Genomic DNA, 16,737 nt, shown 5'->3' with positions numbered 1-16,737 from the left:
CGGAGCAAGGCGAGCGCGCCCCCACCCGAAGGGAGAGTTGGTACCCAGTGTCTGCACGCGGTGATCGCTTTATCACTCCCCGCTCGCCGGTGGAGGGTCTGCGCCGCCGGAAACTTTCCTTCTTACCGGTCTTCGCGCAGGCGGTTGCCGGTGTGGCGCCTGCGGGTGCCATGTCCGTCATTCCGGCTCTTGTCTTCCCGGGTCTTGTCTTTGGATCCAACGGGCCGAACCTTCTGGTGACATTCGGCGTGGCCATGGCCGTCATGGTCCTGGTTGCCTTCTGCCTAAGACCAATGGCACAGCGCATGGCAGCCGTCAGCGGCCTCTACAGCTACACCGCCAAGGGACTTGGGCAGCGGACGGCGATCACCGCCGGATGGTCAGCTATTTTCGGTTACGGCCTCGTGGCCATGGCCGCTCTGCTGCTCGTTGGCGTCTACGTCGGCCAGCTGTTCTCCAACCTTGGGATCCCCGCCGCGGACTCCAAGGTGTTCACAGTGCTGGTCATTCTTGCCGCAGCGGCCACCGCCTGTTTCCTCATGGTCAGAGGGATCCGTGTATCGGCGTGGTTCACGGTGTTGATGGAATCCATCTCAATCGGAGTCCTCGCCATCCTTATGATCATCTACTTCGCCTTCAACCCGTCGAAGCTCAGCCTCGGGAGCGTGTTTTCCTGGAACGGAAATTTTGACGCGCTACCGATCGGAATCGTCGTCGCCGTTAGTGCCTTTGTCGGTTTCGAAAGCCCGACCACGCTGGGAGGGGAGGCGCACAGACCCTTCGTCTCCGTCCCCCGGGCCATCACGTGGACCCCCATCCTCATGGGTGTACTTTGCCTTCTCGCCGTGGCCGCCCAAGATGCAGCACTCAAGGAGGCACCGCTAAGCATCGCAGCGAGCCCTACGCCGTTGTCTGACCTGTTTTCCCAGTCGTCCCCTGTGTCCGCTGCAATCCTTGACCTAGGGATCGCTGCATCGTGGTTTGCGTGCGCGATCGCCTCTGCTAACGCCCTTGCCCGGATATTTTTCTGTATGGGCCGGGAAGGCGTTGCGCCGAGAATAGCCGGCAGGACCCATCCCGTCTTTCGAACCCCTTCGATGGCAATCATGCTCATATTGCCGGTCGTTGCCATCGTTCCCATTGCAGTCATAACTTCAACTGCCAGTCCGGAACGGGGGCTCGTGAACCTCCTCACGCTGGGCGCCTACGGATACCTTGGGTCCTATATCCTGGCTAGCGCGTCCCTGCCCTTCTTCCTGCGCCGCATCGGGGAGAGCACCTACGCCAGCTGGATATTGGGGGCAGGAACCACCTTGGCCCTCGGGGCGGTGCTCTGGACAGCTGCGGCGGCATCGATTCGCACAGGCAGCCTGCAGACCGTCATCTACGCCTGCGTCCTCCTTGCCAGCGTCATTTACGCCACGTTCCTTCACCTCCGGTTCCCAAGGCGCCTGGCAGCTGTCGGCATCTACGACGAGACCAGGGAGCTGGACCTGTTTCAGGGCAGGCCCATCCCATGAACTACTACCGGCCCACCTCCAAGCCCAGCACGGCGTCAAACCCGCTCAAGATCCTGGAAGTCGTGGCACGGTACGGCACCGGCACGACGGCGAAAGAGATCACGGATGCCCTGCAGATGCCCCAGGCGACCGCCTACCGGGTCCTCAATGCGCTCGTGGCGGACGAATATCTGGCACGTACCTCCGACCTCCGCGGCTTCGCGCTCGGACACGCGATTTCCGGTCTGATTACGGCTGCGAACCCGCCCACCGTTACCACCGCAGCCCGTACCTTAATAGAAGAGTTCCGCCGTGGAAACCGATTCGCGGTGCACCTCATCATGTTCCGCAACACTTCCCTCAGAATCGCGGACGAAGACCGGGACTATCCGCTCCACTCAGCTTTCGAAATGCTCCGTTATCCACATGCTTCCGCCGCAGGGAAACTGATGCTCGCCGAACTCAGGGATTCGGGCTCCCCTGTTCCAAGAGGCCCGTTGGCGAAGCTGACACAGCACACCATCACGGACATTGGTCAGCTGGAAGCGCAACTTGCGGAGATAAGGCGCCATGGCGAGGCCTCGGAAATTAACGAACTGGCGGAAGGATCCGCGAGTCTGGCACTTCCCGTAGGACTGCCCAACGGCCCCGCCGGCGGCGCCCTCTGCCTCTCCGGCCCCTCAGAACGGTTCACCGCTATCTATGAACACGCCGAAGCTGCCCGGGAGGTGACCACACGTCTGGCTCCTCTCCTGTTCTGACTTAAAGCCGGAACGGAGCCGTGGGGTAGTCGCTGTAGGGACGGCCGGTGGCTCCGAGTCCGCCATTGAACAGGCTGGCTGTCCCCCGTGAGGACGCCTATCCCGGGTGGTGCCGGGGCAGCGCGGATGTGAGGCTCATGCCGGAACCCCGAATGCCTCCAGGTCCAGGATGCCCTGCTCATGGAGGCTTACCTGATGCATCTTGGAAGTAGCCAGACTGCGAACCGTATCGCCGAAGACTTCGTCGGGGTCGAGGCGGCGGAGTTCTTCGGCGAGGCAGTCGCGGAGGCTGCGCCGCGGCAGGGAGATCCGTTGTGCGGGCTGGCCGGGTTGGGTCAGCTCGGCGACACTGAGTCCTGGCCGAAGCAGCCGGATCTCACCGGACGTCAAGGTCAGCTGGACGCCCCGGATGCCAGTGCCGACGGGGCCCGGGACGATGGTGACCGGCACCTCCAGGGCCTGCCTGAGCCACGCCCCGAGCAGGATGGTGCTGGGCGAGTCTGAGGCGCCTTCGACCGCGACGGCGGTGACGGGCGAGGAGCCGGCCTGGTCCAGAACCGCGGCGAGCTTAATCCGCCAGTTGGTCAGCCGGGTCCAAGCGAAGTCGGTATCGCCCGCCCTGTAGGTGTCCCGGATGTTTTCCAGGGCCCGTTGCGGGTCAATCTCGTTGGCCGAGTCCGTGATCCGGCGGTGCGCGATCCGGCCTATCGAGGTTTCGCTGGCGTTCTCCGGCGCCCCGTTCGGCCACCAGGCCACGATCGGGGCGTCGGGCAGCAGCAACGCGGCGACGAGGGACTCGCTTTCCTCGGCGAGTTCACCGAAGCCGCGCAGCACGATGACCTCCGAGGCGCCGGCGTCCCCGCCGACCCGGATCTGCGCGTCCAGGCGGGTGGGTTCCTCCGGCGAGCCAGCAGCCAGCACGATGATCCGGCAGGGGTGTTCACGGCTGGCCTCATTGGCCGCCTCGATCGCTTCTTCCTCCAGCCCTGACTTTGTGATAACCACCAGGGTCAGGACCCGGCCAAGGGCGATCACGCCACCCTGCGCGCGCAGGGACTGGATCCTTTTGGAAACGTTCGAGGTGGTGGTGTTGGGGAGATCTACAATCATGGCCTTCTCCAGGTGCGTCCGTCGCGGGTTAGCAGCTCATCAGCCGAGGCCGGGCCCCAGCTACCGGGCGCATATGGCTCGGGCTGGTCGGGCAGGGATGCCCAGTACTCCTCGAACGGGTCCAGGATCTTCCAGGACAGTTCCACCTCTCGGTGGCGCGGGAACAGCGGCGGCTCACCGAGGAGCACGTCCAGGATCAGCCGCTCGTAGGCTTCGGGGCTGGATTCAGTGAACGCGTGCCCGTAGCCGAAGTCCATGGTCACGTCCCGGACTTCCATCTGGGTGCCGGGGACCTTGGACCCGAACCGGATCGTGGCGCCCTCGTCGGGCTGGACCCGGATCACCACGGCGTTCTGGCCGAAATCGTCGTCGCTGTGGCTCCCGTTCCTCTGGTTACCGAACAGCAGGTTCGGTGCCCGCTTGAACACCACCGCGATTTCAGTGACGCGGCGGCCGAGCCGTTTACCGGCGCGCAGGTAGAACGGCACCCCGTTCCAGCGCCGGGTGTTGATGTCCACCCGGATCGCGGCGTAGGTTTCGGTGGTCGAGTCGGCCGGGATGCCGTCCTCTTCCAGGTAGCCCTGGACCTGCTCGCCGCCCTGCCAGCCGCCGGTGAATTGCCCGCGGGCCGAATGCGTGGAGAGGTCTTCCGGGAGCTGAACGGCGGCGAGGACCTTTTCCTTCTCGGCGCGCAGGTCATTGGCGTTGAAGGAGATCGGCTCTTCCATGGCGGTCAGGGCGAGCAGCTGCAGCAGGTGGTTCTGGATCACGTCGCGGGCCGCGCCCACGCCGTCGTAATACCCTGCCCGGCCGCCGGTGCCAATGTCCTCGGCCATGGTGATCTGCACGTGGTCCACGTAATTGGCGTTCCACAACGGCTCGAAGAGCTGGTTGACGAAGCGCAGTGCCAGGATGTTCTGGACCGTCTCCTTACCCAGGTAATGGTCGATGCGGAACACGGAATCGGCCGGGAATACCGACTCGACAATGTCGTTGAGCTGCCGGGCCGATTCGAGGTCGTGGCCGAACGGCTTCTCGATGACCACGCGCCGCCACTTCTCGCCCTCGGCCTGCGCCAGGCCGTGCTTCGAGAGCTGCCGGCAGACCAGTTCAAAGGCCTTCGGCGGGATCGAGAGGTAGAACGCGTGGTTTCCCCGTGTACCGCGCTGCTCGTCCAGTTCGGCCAGAGTGGCGGAAAGCCGCCCAAAGGCGGCGTCGTCGTCGAACTCCCCCTGAACGAAGCGAATGCCTTCGGAAAGCTGGTCCCATACCGCCTCCGAAAATGGCGTCCGGGAGTATGCTTTCGCCGACTCCTTGATCGCGGCCGTGAGATCCTCATTCGTCCGGTTCTGCCGGCCGAAGCCCACCAATGCAAAGCTCGGTGGCAGGAGTCCCCGGCTTGCGAGGTCATACACGGCGGGCAAAAGTTTCTTGCGTGCCAAGTCGCCGGTGACGCCAAAGAGCACCAAGGACGATGGTCCCGCCACCCGGGACAGCCGGCGGTCGCGCGGATCCCGGAGCGGATTCTGCCCGGACCTCACATTCGAATCAGGGTAAGTAATAGACATAGTTGCCTTCTAACTTTCGACAGGCATTGCGCCGTCGACCGACAGTCACGAGAGAACTAGCTCGCGAGTCTCCCCAAAGGGAACGGTGTCGCTGAGCGTGAGCGTGTACCGGCCAGGATCATGGCGGGTGACCAGGATGCCGGCAAATTGTTGGGGCGCCCGGCGGAGAAAAGCCTCTGCATCGTCGAGCAACTCGTAAAGCCGAACGGGGTCATTAACGAGGACTTCCACGTACTCGGCGGCCTGACTAGACATGATGAACAGCTTCCTTCCCAGGGATTAGGGTCCCCCAATATGCCAACCCCTCATCCTCGGGGTGTGGTGTGTCTTAACTCCGTCGGTGGCGTCCCGCACCGTAAGGGTGCGGGACGCCACCGACAATTAGCGACCTAGACGATGGCTGCGCGGAGTTCCTTCGCGGCCACTGCGGGGTCGGCTGCACCGTAGATGGCACCGCCGGCGACGGCGACATCGGCGCCGGCCTTCTGGACGTCTGCGATGGTGGCGAGCTTCACGCCGCCTGCCACGGAGAACGGAACGCGGGCTTCGGCACCGGCGCGGAGCAGACCGTTCAGGTCGAAACCGGGCTTGGCCTGCTCGTCCAGGCCGGCGTGCATCTCTACGAATTTCGCACCCAGCGCGCGGACTTCCTTGGCCCGGGTGACCTTGTCCTCGATGCCGATGAGGTCCACGACGACGCCCTTGTTGTGGGCCTGGGCTGCCTTGACCGCACCGGCGATGGTGGAATCGTCAGCGGCACCGAGCACGGTGACCAGGTCAGCGCCGGCCTTGAAGGCGATGTCGGCTTCGAGCTCACCGGCGTCCATCGTCTTCAGGTCAGCGAAAACGATCTTGTCCGGGTGGGCATCCTTCACGGCGGTGATGACGGAAAGGCCTTCGGCCTTGATCAGCGGCGTGCCCAGTTCGATGATGTCGACGTACTCGGCAACCTTGCCGGCCAGTTCGAGAGCGGCTTCAGTGGTCAGAAGGTCGATGGCAACTTGGAGCTTCATGATGTTGTTTCTTTCTGTAGAGAACTGCAATTGGGTGTGGAAAACGTTGGGTGAGGAACTGAAGGCCTCGGTTACCCGGGGTTGGCGGTTACTCGAGGTTGGCGTGGCGCAGCCACAGCTCCTCCGCCGGCTGGGCGTCGTTGTCCCAGAGCGACTGGAAGATGGCCTCGGTGGCAACGAAAAGTACCTGTTCGAAGAGCGACCCGGCGTACTGGCGGGAAACGCTGGAGCCGTGGTCGGTCTTCTGGGCGGCCGGAATGACCACCACTGCGTCGGCGAGTCCGGCGAGCGGCGAATCCGGGTTGGTGGTGAAAGCGGCAATCCGGGCGCCGGCCTTCGCTGCTGTTTCCGCTGCCTTGACCACTCCCGAGGTCGTTCCCGATCCGGAGGCGACGAGGAGCAGGTCGCCGGAGCTGATGGCAGGTGTGGTGGTATCGCCGGCGACGTGGACGTTCAGGCCCAGGTGCATCAGCCTCATGGCGGCCATGCGCAGGACGAGGCCGCTTCGGCCCGCTCCGGCGACGAACACGCGGCCCGTCAGGCTGATGTGGCGTGCCAGGCTGGCCACCTGCTGCTCGTCGATTTTGGCCGCCGTAGCCGCGATCTCGTCCCTTACGAGGGACAGGTTGCGGACAATGTCATCTGTGGTGCTGTACACCGCAGTCGTCGCGGTTGCTGTCGGATTCACGGTTTTTCCCTTCGATTCGGCCATCGGCCTGTAGCAGCCGAGTGGATGCTTTCTGGTTGATATCCATGATTCCGAAGCAAACGGACAGGGGTAACACTGTTTTCTGACGGTTTTTACTATCCTTAAGGATTGGTCAGGAGTCGGGATGGGCGCTCACTAATGGGAGCGACACCAAAGGCTCTAGTGCAGATCCAAGTCCTTTAAGTACTCCCGGACTGTAGTATTAGCCCAACCCGTAGCCCATCTTCGGAGCGCAGACTTTTGGCCTCGCCGACCCCCTTCGAGTCGCAGATATATCGGTCATTGCCCGAAATCGAGCGGGCCGATGCGATTGTCGACAGAATTTCCACGGCCATCTCGCTCGGTCTGCTTAAGGTTGGTGAACGCTTGCCCCCTGAAGCGGCACTCTCGGAGATGTTCGGCGTCGGCGGCGCCACCCTTCGCGAAGCTTTGGGGGAACTGCGCGAGCGGGGCATCGTTGAGACTCGCAGAGGCCGGAGCGGGGGATCCTTTGTCGTCAAGCAGCCTCAGAGCCAGACCGACGCCATACGCGATTGGTTTCTTTCGACGTCTATTTCTGAAATACGCGACATCGGAGACGAACATTCGGCTATTGCCGCCACCACCGTCCGCCTGGCATGTGAACGCGCGGAAGCACATGACTTCGAGCGTCTCCAAGAACTTGCGCGGGCATTGGTTCTGGCCCGGACCCCCGAGGTCCGTGCATCTGCTGACAGCCGCTTCCACATCGAGTTAGCAGTATCGGCGCAATCACCGAGGCTGGCCAACGCCGAAATCAGGCTTCAGGAAGAGTCGGTTCAACAGTTGTGGGCCCCCCTCGGCGTACCACTTGACCCAGAAACGGCAACCGCTGAACACTTGGAGTTGGTCCGGGCAGTGGCCCAGGACCAACCCGAGAGGGCGCAGAAACTGGCACTTGAGCACATCAGGCGGAATATTTTTCACCTCATAGACACGAAACTGACCCTCGGTTACAGCCAATCAATTCAGGAACCCAATGAAGCCCGACGCTGAAGTCGTACATGCTGCCAATGCCCTCACTTCGTGGACCAACGGTGTCTCCGCGGAGATCGAGGAACTTTCCAGAAACGTTGCCTCGTTGCTTGAACGAAATCTCGTCGGCAAGCCCAAGGTCGATAAAGCTGCCTTGGCCGGCCTGGACAAACTTTCACGGGAGTTCCTGGCGAAGAACACTTTTGCCGTAGGCGCCGGGACGTTCTTCGCCCATGAATCCGTTGAAGAGGGCGGCCGGGCCTTGGACTGGTGGTCCCGCAAGGAATCCGGTTCCGTCGGAAGGCTGGATTTTGACCGGACTCCGGGCAGTAACCGGTACTACGACTACGAGAAGCTGCCGTTTTTCTCGACCGCCGCTTCCACAGGTGAACAGACTGTTTGGGGCCCGTACATAGACTATCTCGGCTTCGAGGAGTACATCCTGACGTTCACTGCACCGTTTTCCGTCCACGGAACCTTCACGGGGGTTGCAGGATGCGACATTCGGCTCAAGGACCTGGAACCCCTCATCATGCCCCACTTGCGCGTCATCCCCGGCGATGCCGCCCTCGTCAACGCCAGTAACCGCGTCATTCTCGGCAACTCAGGGATGTACCTGGTTGGCGAGCGGATCAAAGCCGGATCTCCGGGGCAGCACCGAATGGCTCTGGATGTTCCGCACTTGGGGCTCTCATTGATCTACACATCGACGCGTCAGACCTCGTGAACTAGCGGCCGGTCCTGGGGGACGGCGGTCCAGCCAACCCCGACGCTTGCGGCGTAAAACCTTTGCTGGTGCAGCTTTGGGGCCCTGCTTGCGCGCTCTGGTCTTGTAAAGGAAGCAGCCTTTGATGGGGTCGGCCATCCAGCGCTGCGCGACCTTTAACGCCTCCATTTCCACTGGCACGGTTGGCGCGCTGACCGGAATCAAGTCCTGACAAGGGCATCAGGGAAGCAGAAGATTGTCCGGATTAAAAGCTATTGCATTGCAGCTTTAAGGAGTAATCTTCAAAGTGATCTGTTTCACAGGAGAGCCCGGGGCGTGTCTTGCACACCGCAGGCTCGGAGGCCTTCAGCTCGAAGATCCGGCGCTCATGGCCGAGCCACCGGGGCTGGAGAGGCAATCACCGATAGCGGGTTCGCTTTCAGGCAGGTTCATCGATGAGCCAGACCTGAACTAGCGGCGGAACCGGGACGATGGTGTCGAATTCGGGGAGTGCTTCCTCATCCGTCCTGCGATCTGACACAGGACGTAGACAAAAATCTGACAACGCTTAGTTGTTCAAGGGAGATTGTTATGAGTGAAAATCGTTTGGATGGGGGCGATGACCTGGAGAGGTCTATCGACTGGAAGCAGGGTCTGGCCATTGCGATGGGCGTACCCCTGCTGATTCTGCCCTCCTTGGGCTACCTTCCGATGTACCTGTCCGCCGCAGCGATTCTTATCTGGGGACTGTCGGTCGTTCAAGGCTTCTTTCAGAACGCTGCGTACGCTGAGATGGCTACGACCTTTCCCAAGGCCTCTGGCCTGCCGGGTTTCGCGCAGCATATTTTTCGTACCGAAAACTACAAGGGAAAGTACGACAAGAGCAAGTTGATCGGCGGCTTCAGTGCCTGGAGCTACTGGTTCGCCTGGACCCCCGTACTGGCGATTTTTTCCATCCTGGTGGGCGGTTACCTGCATGGGCTTTTTCCGGTGCTGGGCGAAACGTTTACCGAGTACCAGCTCTCGTTGATTTCCGGGGTGGTGATTTTCGGCGGATTGTTCGTCGTCAACTGGTTCGGGCTCAAGGATGGTGCCAAACTGGGTTACATCCTGGCGGCATTTTCTCTGATACCGCTGGTTGTCCTCACAGTGGCACCTTTTGCTACCGGGCACATTGAACTGGCCAACATCACCGGCAGCTGGCTGCCGACCGACTGGTCTTGGGACATGCACCATATCCTCATTCTCTTGGGCATCTTTGCGATCGCGCAGTGGAGTGCCTGCGCCTGGGAAACGGCGGCCATCTACGGCCCGGAATACAAAAACCCGGCCAAAGATGTCTCCAAGGCGCTGTTTGCCTGCGGCATCATTTGCTTCTTCTCGTTCGTGCTGGTGCAAGCCGCAGTGATCGGTGTGCTCGGTGTTGACGGCATACTGGACGAACCTGTATCGCCCTTGATTCCGGTCGCCCAGGCAGTCTTTGGCCAAGCCGGCTCCATGATCACCATCATCATGCTGATTGCGGCCATGATACTGATCATCCAAACGGCCTACCTGGGCTCGTCCCGCGCAATGCACTCCATGGCAACCGAAGGCAACCTCCCCCGGGCCCTCGGCAAAACGAACCGCCACGGCACTCCGGCTGTTGCCATGCTGGTCATCGGAGCCTTCAACCTGGTACTGATTTCGATGGGAAACCCCGCCGCGATTGTCGCGGCATCGGCGATCGGTTACACCTGCGCCAACGGCATCAGCCTGTTCGCCTACGTGAGAGCCAGAAAGCATCCGGCCTTTGCTGGTCTGGAAAGGCCCTTCAAGGCACCCAAGGGCTGGAAAAACGTCGCCATGATCTTCGGCCTGTTCAATCTGCCCCTGTGCCTGGTCGGCGTGGTCTACCTGAACAGCCTGGAGATCGGCTGGACCCCGACGTGGGTCGGCTTCATCGTACTGGCGCTCTATATCCCCATTTGGTTCTATTCCCAGCATGAATCGCGCCGCTCCAACCAGAAAGCAGCAACTGATCGCTCCTCAGATCAGGATGCCCCCGACATGGAAAGGGTTCCAGATCCCAGGTGACGCGACCGGCAGTTGCGGCTGCCCCGGCGCCGGCCAGTTCATCCCGCAGTGATTTGACCCCATAAAGACAGGAAGGCAGGACCGTTCAAACACGGTCCTGCCTTCCTGTCGTTCGTCCGGAACGCTTGCAGTTCCACCAACCCTCCCATGGCGAAATACCCTCACATCGACCTTTTTGGCCCCAGTGCGCGACAACGGGAGGCACGCGGCGGCTATAGAGGCTGCACACGATTATTGGCGCCAAACCAAGCAAACTTCCGGAGATGCACCCGCGAGGGACCAGGGCAAACGTTACGCACCCGGAGACGAAAAGGTCTTGTTGCGTGAATATTCTAAAAAAAGTCTGGACTAGATGAATTAGGAGGAGTAGGTTTGCTTGTGGGACGAAAAAGCGTGATCGGCATCACACCAGCAGGCCTCGGAGAAGAGCCCGGCTGGCCCCTCTAAAAGCAGAGAGTGCCGGGTTTGAAGGTCCCCCTCCCGGAGCCCGCCGGGGCTGAGATGACCTTCCGCGCAGTTTCATATGCACCCGAAGACGAACAGTTCTGACAAGACGAACAGTTCTGACTAAACCACTTACGACACCATTCACATAGGAGAGACCCATGGAAACCCTCGTAGGAACTTTGAGCAAGGCCGGATCCATCCACAAGGTCGAAGGCGGCTACGTTGGCCTGCCGCCGATGAACGAGCCCGGCACGGTCGCCGCAATCGGCGACTCCCTCCACAACCCCACCGGGTCGGTCATGAGCGCCGGCTTCTTCGAGCTGAAGGCTTCCGAACCCCTGGTGTACACATACACCTACGACGAAATGAAGGTCGTCGTAGCCGGCGAGTTCATCCTCACCGACGAGGCCACAGGAGAAGTCACGCACGCGAAGGAGCGCGACGTGCTGTTCTTCCCCAAGGGCACCACGGTCAAGTTTGAGACCCCCGAGTACGGCCTGGGGTTCTTCACCGGCCACCGCTCCTTCGCACCGTAAGGACCCGACCATGCGTTCCGCGTCCATGCCGCCGGCAGCAGGCACAGGCCTGGAACCTGGTTTCCGCGGTGTCATCTGTGCGTCCTTTGGCACCACAGGTGACACCGCGGGTCAACACACCGGTGTCCAGCCCAGGCATGATCTCCGTTTCAAAGCTGCAAATCCCGAAGCCCTCTCGGAGCTGAGGTCCGTACTCGGACGTTCGCACGTTGGAGTTCGACTCGTACTCGCCGGCCCACCGGCGGACATCCGCGCAGCCGCGGCCGCCGCCGCGGAATGCGGACTGCAACAGGAGGAGCTCACCCTTCTCAGTGACGAGACCGCTCCCCGAGTAATTTACTGCCCGCATTGCCATGCGACCACCACAACCGTTCGGCCAGCCGGCTCCGAGGTGCAGTGCCGGGGATGTGCCACCAGCCTGGCCACCACAGATCATTTTTCCCGCCGAATGGGCGCGTACCTAGGGTACTCGGCCCACGCCGAGGAGGCATCATGACTATCACGGCGCTCCCGATCACTGCCCACCCGGCGGTGGAAGGTGGCCTCCAGCTGGAGGTGACCAACGTCAGTCTCCAGACGGAATCGATTGTCAGCATCACGCTGGCTGATCCGTCCGGGGCACGCCTTCCGTCCTATGTCCCGGGCAGCCACTTGGTGGTCCAGTACGGCAGCGGCGTCAACGCGTATTCGCTCACCGGCTCGGGCAACGGCCCGACCGAATACACCATCTCCGTCCTCCGGGTCGAGGACGGGGCCGGCGGATCGGTAGCAATGCACCAACTCGGCGTAGGCGACCGCGTGTACGTTTCCCGGCCCCGCAGTGCTTTCGCCCCGGCCTCAACGGCCACGCACCACCTGCTGATCGCCGCCGGCATCGGCATCACACCGGTCCTCTCGCACGCCCGTGCGGCCGCGGACCGGGGCACGACATCGTCCCTGATCTACGTGTACCGGCCCGGGGCCGGAGCCCACGTCGAGGAAGCCCGGGCCCTGCTGGGACCTGCCCTGACCGAATGCAGCGATCGCAACAGTTTCCAGAAGGTCCTCGCCGAACAGCTCATGGCCCAGAGCCTGGGAACGCACCTCTACGTCTGCGGCCCGGTTGCCTTCATGGATGCGGTTCTGGATCAGGCACGGGAGCTGGGATGGCCACCGGCGAGGCTGCACTCGGAAGCCTTCGGTGCGGCCGAGCTGGACGACGGCGAGCCGTTCACGGTCAACCTGGTCCGCAGCGGCCTCAAGCTGGACGTGCCGTCCGGCGTGTCCCTTCTGGCAACGCTCGAAAAGGCAGGGAAAACCATCCCCAACATGTGCCGCAAAGGCATCTGCGGCGAATGTGTCCTACCGGTCCTCCGGGGAACCCCGCAGCACCGGGACCTCTACCTGACCGACCAGGAAAAGGCCGAGAACACCACAATGATGTGCTGTGTTTCACGCAGCGAAGACCCAGAATTGGAGTTGGACCTTTGAGCATCACTCTCGACAAAGACACTGACACCGCCACCCTCCCGGAACGCATCAGGCGCTTTCCCTTCCCGTTTATCGGTGACCAGTACCGCTACAGCGCCAACGTCGAACCGGCCAACAAAAACGTGCCGACAGACGCCGGGGCCTGGGGAGCCGGGCTCATCGACATCGACGAGTTCTACCTTAAGGAACTGGCCGACCGCGAGGCGATCCTGGCTCGCGATTCCTCACGCATGGCCGTCCTGCCCCACATGCGGCCCGCCGTCTGGGACACGATCGCCACCCTGCTTCCCGCCATGGCCGCGGAATACCCGGACATCATGTCTTTTCCACCGCGAGGGGAATGCCTGTCGCTGGCAGAACAAGCTTCAGGACCTCGACGTGCAGTTCACCGTGGGCGACGACGGCTCGCTGCCCATGGGCCCCATGAGGTTCCTTGGCACTCAGATCCAGGACGACATCGTTCTCCTCGATATTCGGGACAACACGATGTGGCTCGACGCCGGCCTGGTCACCTTCGCCGCGGACTGGTCCTTCAATTTCGACGTCGGGATGAGCTTCCTCGAAATCCACGGCCCCGTCCCGCGGGTCAAGGAAGAAAACATCATCAGCCGTGCCGAACAATTCCTCATGCGACTGCAGCCAGGCGAACAGTTCCGCCGCACCAACTGGACCATGACTGTCGGCAACCGGCTGGACACCTCCACCGAAACCTACCCTGAATGGGGGCCGGACCGGGGAACCATCGCCACCGACCCTGATATGCCGGACAAGCTGCACCTTCGCGTGGAAGTCCAGCACCTGATCCGACTCCCCCACACCGGGGTCCTGCTGTTCCTGATCCGGAGCTACCTCCTGCCCCTCAGGGACATCGCCAAGGTTCCCACTTGGCGTGAAAAGTTCGGCCACGTCCTGGCCGAACTCCCGGACGACATGGCCGAGTACAAGGGCATCATCCGCTACCGCAAGGCTGCGTCCGACTGGCTCCTGGCCGGCTAAAACCTCGCCTCGATCCCAAACCACAGCTATTGACTGCAGTCATCTGGAAGCAATCCAAAAGCAACACCACGTAAGCAACCTCATCCTGAACCAGGATCTATGAAGGAGATAAGCATGACTATCGATACTGAGACCTCGACTGTTGTTGGGGTGGCGCATCCGTTGGATCCGTTGTCGCGGGAGGAGATTTCCCGTGCGGTGGCGGTCCTGAAGGAGGGGCCGGCGGCGGCGGAGTCGTTCCGTTTTATCAGCGTTGAGTTGCGTGAGCCGGCCAAGGAAGACCTGCGCAACGGTGTGCCGGTGGCGCGTGAGGCGGACGCGGTCCTGGTGGACCGGGCGGCGGCGCGTTCGTTCGAGGCGGTCGTGAATCTTGATTCGGGCACCGTTGATCGGTGGACGCAGCTGGCTGCCAATGTCCAGCCGCCGTTCATGCTTGATGAGTTCGCCGAGTGTGAGGAGGCGTGCCGGAAGGATCCGAAGGTCATCGAGGCGCTGGCCAAGCGGGGCCTGACGGACCTGGACCTGGTTTGCTTCGAGCCGTGGTCGGTGGGGTATTTCGGTGAGGACGCCGAGGGCCGGCGCCTGATGCGTGCCCTGGTCTTCGTCCGGGACGAACCCGACGACAGCCCGTACGCGCACCCGATCGAGAACTTCATCGTGTTCTATGACCTGTCCTCCGGTGAGGTCGTCAGGCTCGAGGATGACCAGGCGATCCCGGTCCCGGCCGCGCGGGGCAACTACCTGCCCAAGTACGTCGGCCCGGCCCGCACGGATTTGAAGCCGATTGAGATCACCCAGCCCGAAGGCGCGTCCTTCCAGGTCACCGGCAACCATGTGCGGTGGGCCGACTGGTCCTTCCGGGTCGGGTTCACCCCGCGGGAGGGCCTGGTCCTGCACCAGCTGAAGTTCCGTGACCAGGGCGTGGAGCGCCCGGTGATCAACCGTGCCTCGCTCTCTGAAATGGTCGTCCCGTACGGTGACACCGCCCCGGTGCAGGCGAAGAAGAACGCGTTCGATTCCGGTGAGTACAACATCGGCAACATGGCCAACTCCCTGACCCTGGGCTGTGACTGCCTGGGCGAGATCCAGTACTTCGACGGCCACAGCGTGGACAGCCACGGCAACCCGTGGACGATCGAGAACGCGATCTGCATGCACGAGGAAGACGACTCGATCCTGTGGAAGCACTTCGACTTCCGTGAGGGCACCGCCGAGACCCGCCGCAGCCGCAAGCTCGTGATCTCCTTCATCGCCACGGTCGCGAACTACGAGTACGCGTTCTACTGGCACCTCTACCTCGATGGCAGCATCGAGTTCCTGGTCAAGGCCACCGGCATCCTCTCCACCGCCGGCCAGCAGCCCGGGGAGAAGAGCCCGTACGGCCAGTCCCTGAACAACGACGGGCTCTACGCCCCCATCCACCAGCACATGTTCAACGTCCGGATGGACTTCGAACTCGACGGCCCGAACAACTCCGTCTACGAGGTCGACATGGAATACCCGGAACACAACCCCACCCACACCGCGTTCAAGGCAGTGGACCGGCTCCTGGAAACCGAACAGGCCGCGATCCGCAAGACCGACGGCGCCAAGCACCGGTTCTGGAAGATCGCCAACCACGAGAAGAAGAACATCGTGGACGAACCCGTCGCCTACCGGCTGATCCCCACCAACGGCATCCAGCTCGCCGCCGGGGACGAGTCCTACGTCTCCAAACGCGCCCAGTTCGCCCGGAACAACCTCTGGGTCACCGCCTACGACCGGACCGAACGCTTCGCCGCCGGCGAGTACCCCAACCAGTCCACCGGCGCCGAGGACGGCCTGCACATCTGGACCCAGAAAGACCGGAACATCGTCGATCAGGACCTCGTGGTCTGGTACACCTTCGGCATGCACCACGTCGTCCGCCTCGAAGACTGGCCCGTGATGCCCCGCCAGAACATCGGCTTCATGCTCGAACCCCACGGCTTCTTCAACCAAAACCCCACCCTGAACCTCCCCACCGAAACCCGCACCACCAACAGCGGCCACTGCAGCACCGGAAACGGACACTAACCAGCCAGGCCCTCCATGAAGTAGAGCTGGAGAAAGACCAGCACCGAACAACCGGTCCCCGATGCTGCCCGCGGGCAGCATCGGGGACCGACCCTTTTCCTGACCCGACCCCCAGTGAAAGCGTGATCCGCGTGTTCAACATCCCCGCACTTACCTGGACCCTCACCGCCGTCCTGCTCGCCGGCGGAAGCTACCACCTCTGGCAGGCCGCACGGTCACACCACCTCACCGACCGGGTCAACAACACCCTCCACGCCCTCATGAACGCCCTGATGGCCGCCATGCTCTGGAACCTCGCACCCTCCACCACACTCGCCCAGATCGGCCTCCTCGCCGCCGCGGCCCTGTGGTTCATCATCCAGGCCGTCGCCCGGCCCGAATTCAAACTCCTCTGCGCCGGCACCCAGGGCCGCCTCAAATGCGCCTACCACGCCCTCACCATGGCCGCCGCAGCCCTCATGATCGCCATGATGACCCACCCCGCCACCGGCCCCGCCACCGCTCACGGCACCGCCCCGGCAGACCATACGTCCATGCCCGCCGCCCACCACACCATGACCACCACACCCCACCCCACCGCAACAGCGGCAACACCACTGGACCACCCACCCGGCATCCTGCTGACACTGCTCTTCGCAACCGCAGCCCTGACCTTCCTCACCCTCCTCGCCCGCCGGACCACAACCACCCACCACCACAACACCACCCCACGCCCCACCCGCACCGAACACGCCCTCGAAGCCCTCGGCGCCACCACCATGGCCCTCATGTTCGCCACCATGACCGCATAACACCCCG

At 62.5% G+C, this 16,737-nt stretch carries 16 protein-coding genes and 1 pseudogene; 12 read left to right on the top strand and 5 right to left on the bottom strand.

Annotated elements, in window-relative coordinates:
• Positions 1-47 precede the first annotated feature (47 nt).
• Together QF036_RS01935 and QF036_RS01930 are read left to right on the top strand one after the other, a co-directional pair.
• Positions 48-1,520 (top strand): APC family permease, encoded by a 1,473-nt coding sequence (locus QF036_RS01935; RefSeq protein ID WP_307098726.1) that lies wholly within the window; start codon positions 48-50, stop codon positions 1,518-1,520.
• The gene (locus QF036_RS01930) at positions 1,517-2,260 is read left to right on the top strand and encodes an IclR family transcriptional regulator (protein WP_307098723.1); all 744 of its coding nucleotides are present in this window, start codon (positions 1,517-1,519) and stop codon (positions 2,258-2,260) included. Before QF036_RS01935 ends, QF036_RS01930 begins: the two co-directional genes overlap by 4 nt.
• A 135-nt stretch (positions 2,261-2,395) precedes the next feature.
• On the opposite strand, the gene QF036_RS01925 is transcribed toward QF036_RS01930, so the two are convergent.
• From QF036_RS01925 to hxlB, 5 genes are all read right to left on the bottom strand, one after another.
• Positions 2,396-3,370 carry a glucose-6-phosphate dehydrogenase assembly protein OpcA gene (locus QF036_RS01925; RefSeq protein ID WP_307098721.1) on the bottom strand — a complete coding sequence of 325 codons (975 nt, stop codon included), beginning with the start codon at positions 3,368-3,370 and terminating at the stop codon, positions 2,396-2,398.
• On the bottom strand, positions 3,367-4,938 hold the full coding sequence (zwf, locus tag QF036_RS01920) for a glucose-6-phosphate dehydrogenase (RefSeq protein WP_307098719.1): 1,572 nt from the start codon (positions 4,936-4,938) through the stop codon (positions 3,367-3,369). The genes QF036_RS01925 and zwf overlap by 4 nt, the downstream gene beginning before the upstream one ends.
• Before the next feature lie 45 nt (positions 4,939-4,983).
• Complete coding sequence (locus tag QF036_RS01915) at positions 4,984-5,193, bottom strand: hypothetical protein (protein WP_307098717.1); 210 nt, start codon at positions 5,191-5,193, stop codon at positions 4,984-4,986.
• Positions 5,194-5,327: 134 nt separating this feature from the next.
• Entirely contained in the window at positions 5,328-5,951 is a 624-nt protein-coding gene (gene hxlA, locus QF036_RS01910; RefSeq protein WP_307098715.1) for a 3-hexulose-6-phosphate synthase, read from the bottom strand.
• 88 nt (positions 5,952-6,039) lie between these two features.
• Positions 6,040-6,639, bottom strand: coding sequence for a 6-phospho-3-hexuloisomerase (hxlB, locus tag QF036_RS01905; RefSeq protein WP_307098713.1), 600 nt, complete (start codon positions 6,637-6,639; stop codon positions 6,040-6,042).
• A gap of 303 nt (positions 6,640-6,942) precedes the next feature.
• Here hxlB and QF036_RS01900 point away from each other — a divergent pair, with 303 nt between their 5' ends.
• The 10 genes and pseudogenes from QF036_RS01900 to QF036_RS01860 all read left to right on the top strand — a co-directional run bounded on the left by QF036_RS01900 (position 6,943) and on the right by QF036_RS01860 (position 16,730).
• Complete coding sequence (locus QF036_RS01900; RefSeq protein WP_307098711.1) at positions 6,943-7,674, top strand: FadR/GntR family transcriptional regulator; 732 nt, start codon at positions 6,943-6,945, stop codon at positions 7,672-7,674.
• Positions 7,658-8,380, top strand: coding sequence for a cache domain-containing protein (locus QF036_RS01895; protein ID WP_307098710.1), 723 nt, complete (start codon positions 7,658-7,660; stop codon positions 8,378-8,380). The genes QF036_RS01900 and QF036_RS01895 overlap by 17 nt, the downstream gene beginning before the upstream one ends.
• A 570-nt stretch (positions 8,381-8,950) precedes the next feature.
• Positions 8,951-10,435, top strand: a complete 1,485-nt coding sequence (locus QF036_RS01890; RefSeq protein WP_307098708.1) for an APC family permease — start codon at positions 8,951-8,953, stop codon at positions 10,433-10,435.
• A gap of 605 nt (positions 10,436-11,040) precedes the next feature.
• On the top strand, positions 11,041-11,418 hold the full coding sequence (locus QF036_RS01885) for a cupin domain-containing protein (protein ID WP_307098706.1): 378 nt from the start codon (positions 11,041-11,043) through the stop codon (positions 11,416-11,418).
• A 10-nt stretch (positions 11,419-11,428) separates the two neighbouring features.
• Positions 11,429-11,914 (top strand): dimethylamine monooxygenase subunit DmmA family protein, encoded by a 486-nt coding sequence (locus tag QF036_RS01880; protein ID WP_307098704.1) that lies wholly within the window; start codon positions 11,429-11,431, stop codon positions 11,912-11,914.
• Positions 11,911-12,888: a PDR/VanB family oxidoreductase gene (locus QF036_RS01875; RefSeq protein WP_307098702.1), complete on the top strand. Its 978-nt coding sequence runs from the start codon at positions 11,911-11,913 to the stop codon at positions 12,886-12,888. The genes QF036_RS01880 and QF036_RS01875 overlap by 4 nt, the downstream gene beginning before the upstream one ends.
• Positions 12,840-13,166: pseudogene (locus QF036_RS25190) on the top strand (hypothetical protein); the annotation flags it as partial. The gene QF036_RS01875 and the pseudogene QF036_RS25190, both read left to right, overlap by 49 nt.
• Positions 13,167-13,266: 100 nt before the next feature.
• Positions 13,267-13,884, top strand: coding sequence for a heme-dependent oxidative N-demethylase family protein (locus QF036_RS01870; RefSeq protein WP_307098701.1), 618 nt, complete (start codon positions 13,267-13,269; stop codon positions 13,882-13,884).
• Positions 13,885-13,998: 114 nt separating this feature from the next.
• Entirely contained in the window at positions 13,999-15,939 is a 1,941-nt protein-coding gene (locus QF036_RS01865) for a primary-amine oxidase (RefSeq protein WP_307098699.1), read from the top strand.
• Between the two features lie 131 nt (positions 15,940-16,070).
• Entirely contained in the window at positions 16,071-16,730 is a 660-nt protein-coding gene (locus QF036_RS01860; protein ID WP_307098697.1) for a DUF5134 domain-containing protein, read from the top strand.
• The last annotated feature ends 7 nt before the right edge of the window (positions 16,731-16,737 follow it).

The sequence above is a fragment of the Arthrobacter globiformis genome, assembly GCF_030817195.1.
Classification (GTDB): Bacteria; Actinomycetota; Actinomycetes; order Actinomycetales; family Micrococcaceae; genus Arthrobacter; species Arthrobacter globiformis_D.
Note: the sequence above shows the minus strand (reverse complement) of the source record. Positions and strands in the feature narration are given on the sequence as shown.

What these genes read in the sequence shown, in the direction of transcription:
- QF036_RS01885 (WP_307098706.1), top strand. Translation starts at nt 11,041, where the DNA reads ATGGAAACCCTCGTAGGAACTTTGAGCAAGGCCGGATCCATCCACAAG.
- QF036_RS01915 (WP_307098717.1), bottom strand. Translation starts at nt 5,193, where the DNA reads ATGTCTAGTCAGGCCGCCGAGTACGTGGAAGTCCTCGTTAATGACCCC.
- QF036_RS01875 (WP_307098702.1), top strand. Translation starts at nt 11,911, where the DNA reads ATGACTATCACGGCGCTCCCGATCACTGCCCACCCGGCGGTGGAAGGT.
- zwf (WP_307098719.1), bottom strand. Translation starts at nt 4,938, where the DNA reads ATGTCTATTACTTACCCTGATTCGAATGTGAGGTCCGGGCAGAATCCG.
- QF036_RS01925 (WP_307098721.1), bottom strand. Translation starts at nt 3,370, where the DNA reads ATGATTGTAGATCTCCCCAACACCACCACCTCGAACGTTTCCAAAAGG.
- QF036_RS01930 (WP_307098723.1), top strand. Translation starts at nt 1,517, where the DNA reads ATGAACTACTACCGGCCCACCTCCAAGCCCAGCACGGCGTCAAACCCG.
- QF036_RS01890 (WP_307098708.1), top strand. Translation starts at nt 8,951, where the DNA reads ATGAGTGAAAATCGTTTGGATGGGGGCGATGACCTGGAGAGGTCTATC.
- hxlA (WP_307098715.1), bottom strand. Translation starts at nt 5,951, where the DNA reads ATGAAGCTCCAAGTTGCCATCGACCTTCTGACCACTGAAGCCGCTCTC.
- QF036_RS01880 (WP_307098704.1), top strand. Translation starts at nt 11,429, where the DNA reads ATGCGTTCCGCGTCCATGCCGCCGGCAGCAGGCACAGGCCTGGAACCT.
- QF036_RS01895 (WP_307098710.1), top strand. Translation starts at nt 7,658, where the DNA reads ATGAAGCCCGACGCTGAAGTCGTACATGCTGCCAATGCCCTCACTTCG.
- QF036_RS01865 (WP_307098699.1), top strand. Translation starts at nt 13,999, where the DNA reads ATGACTATCGATACTGAGACCTCGACTGTTGTTGGGGTGGCGCATCCG.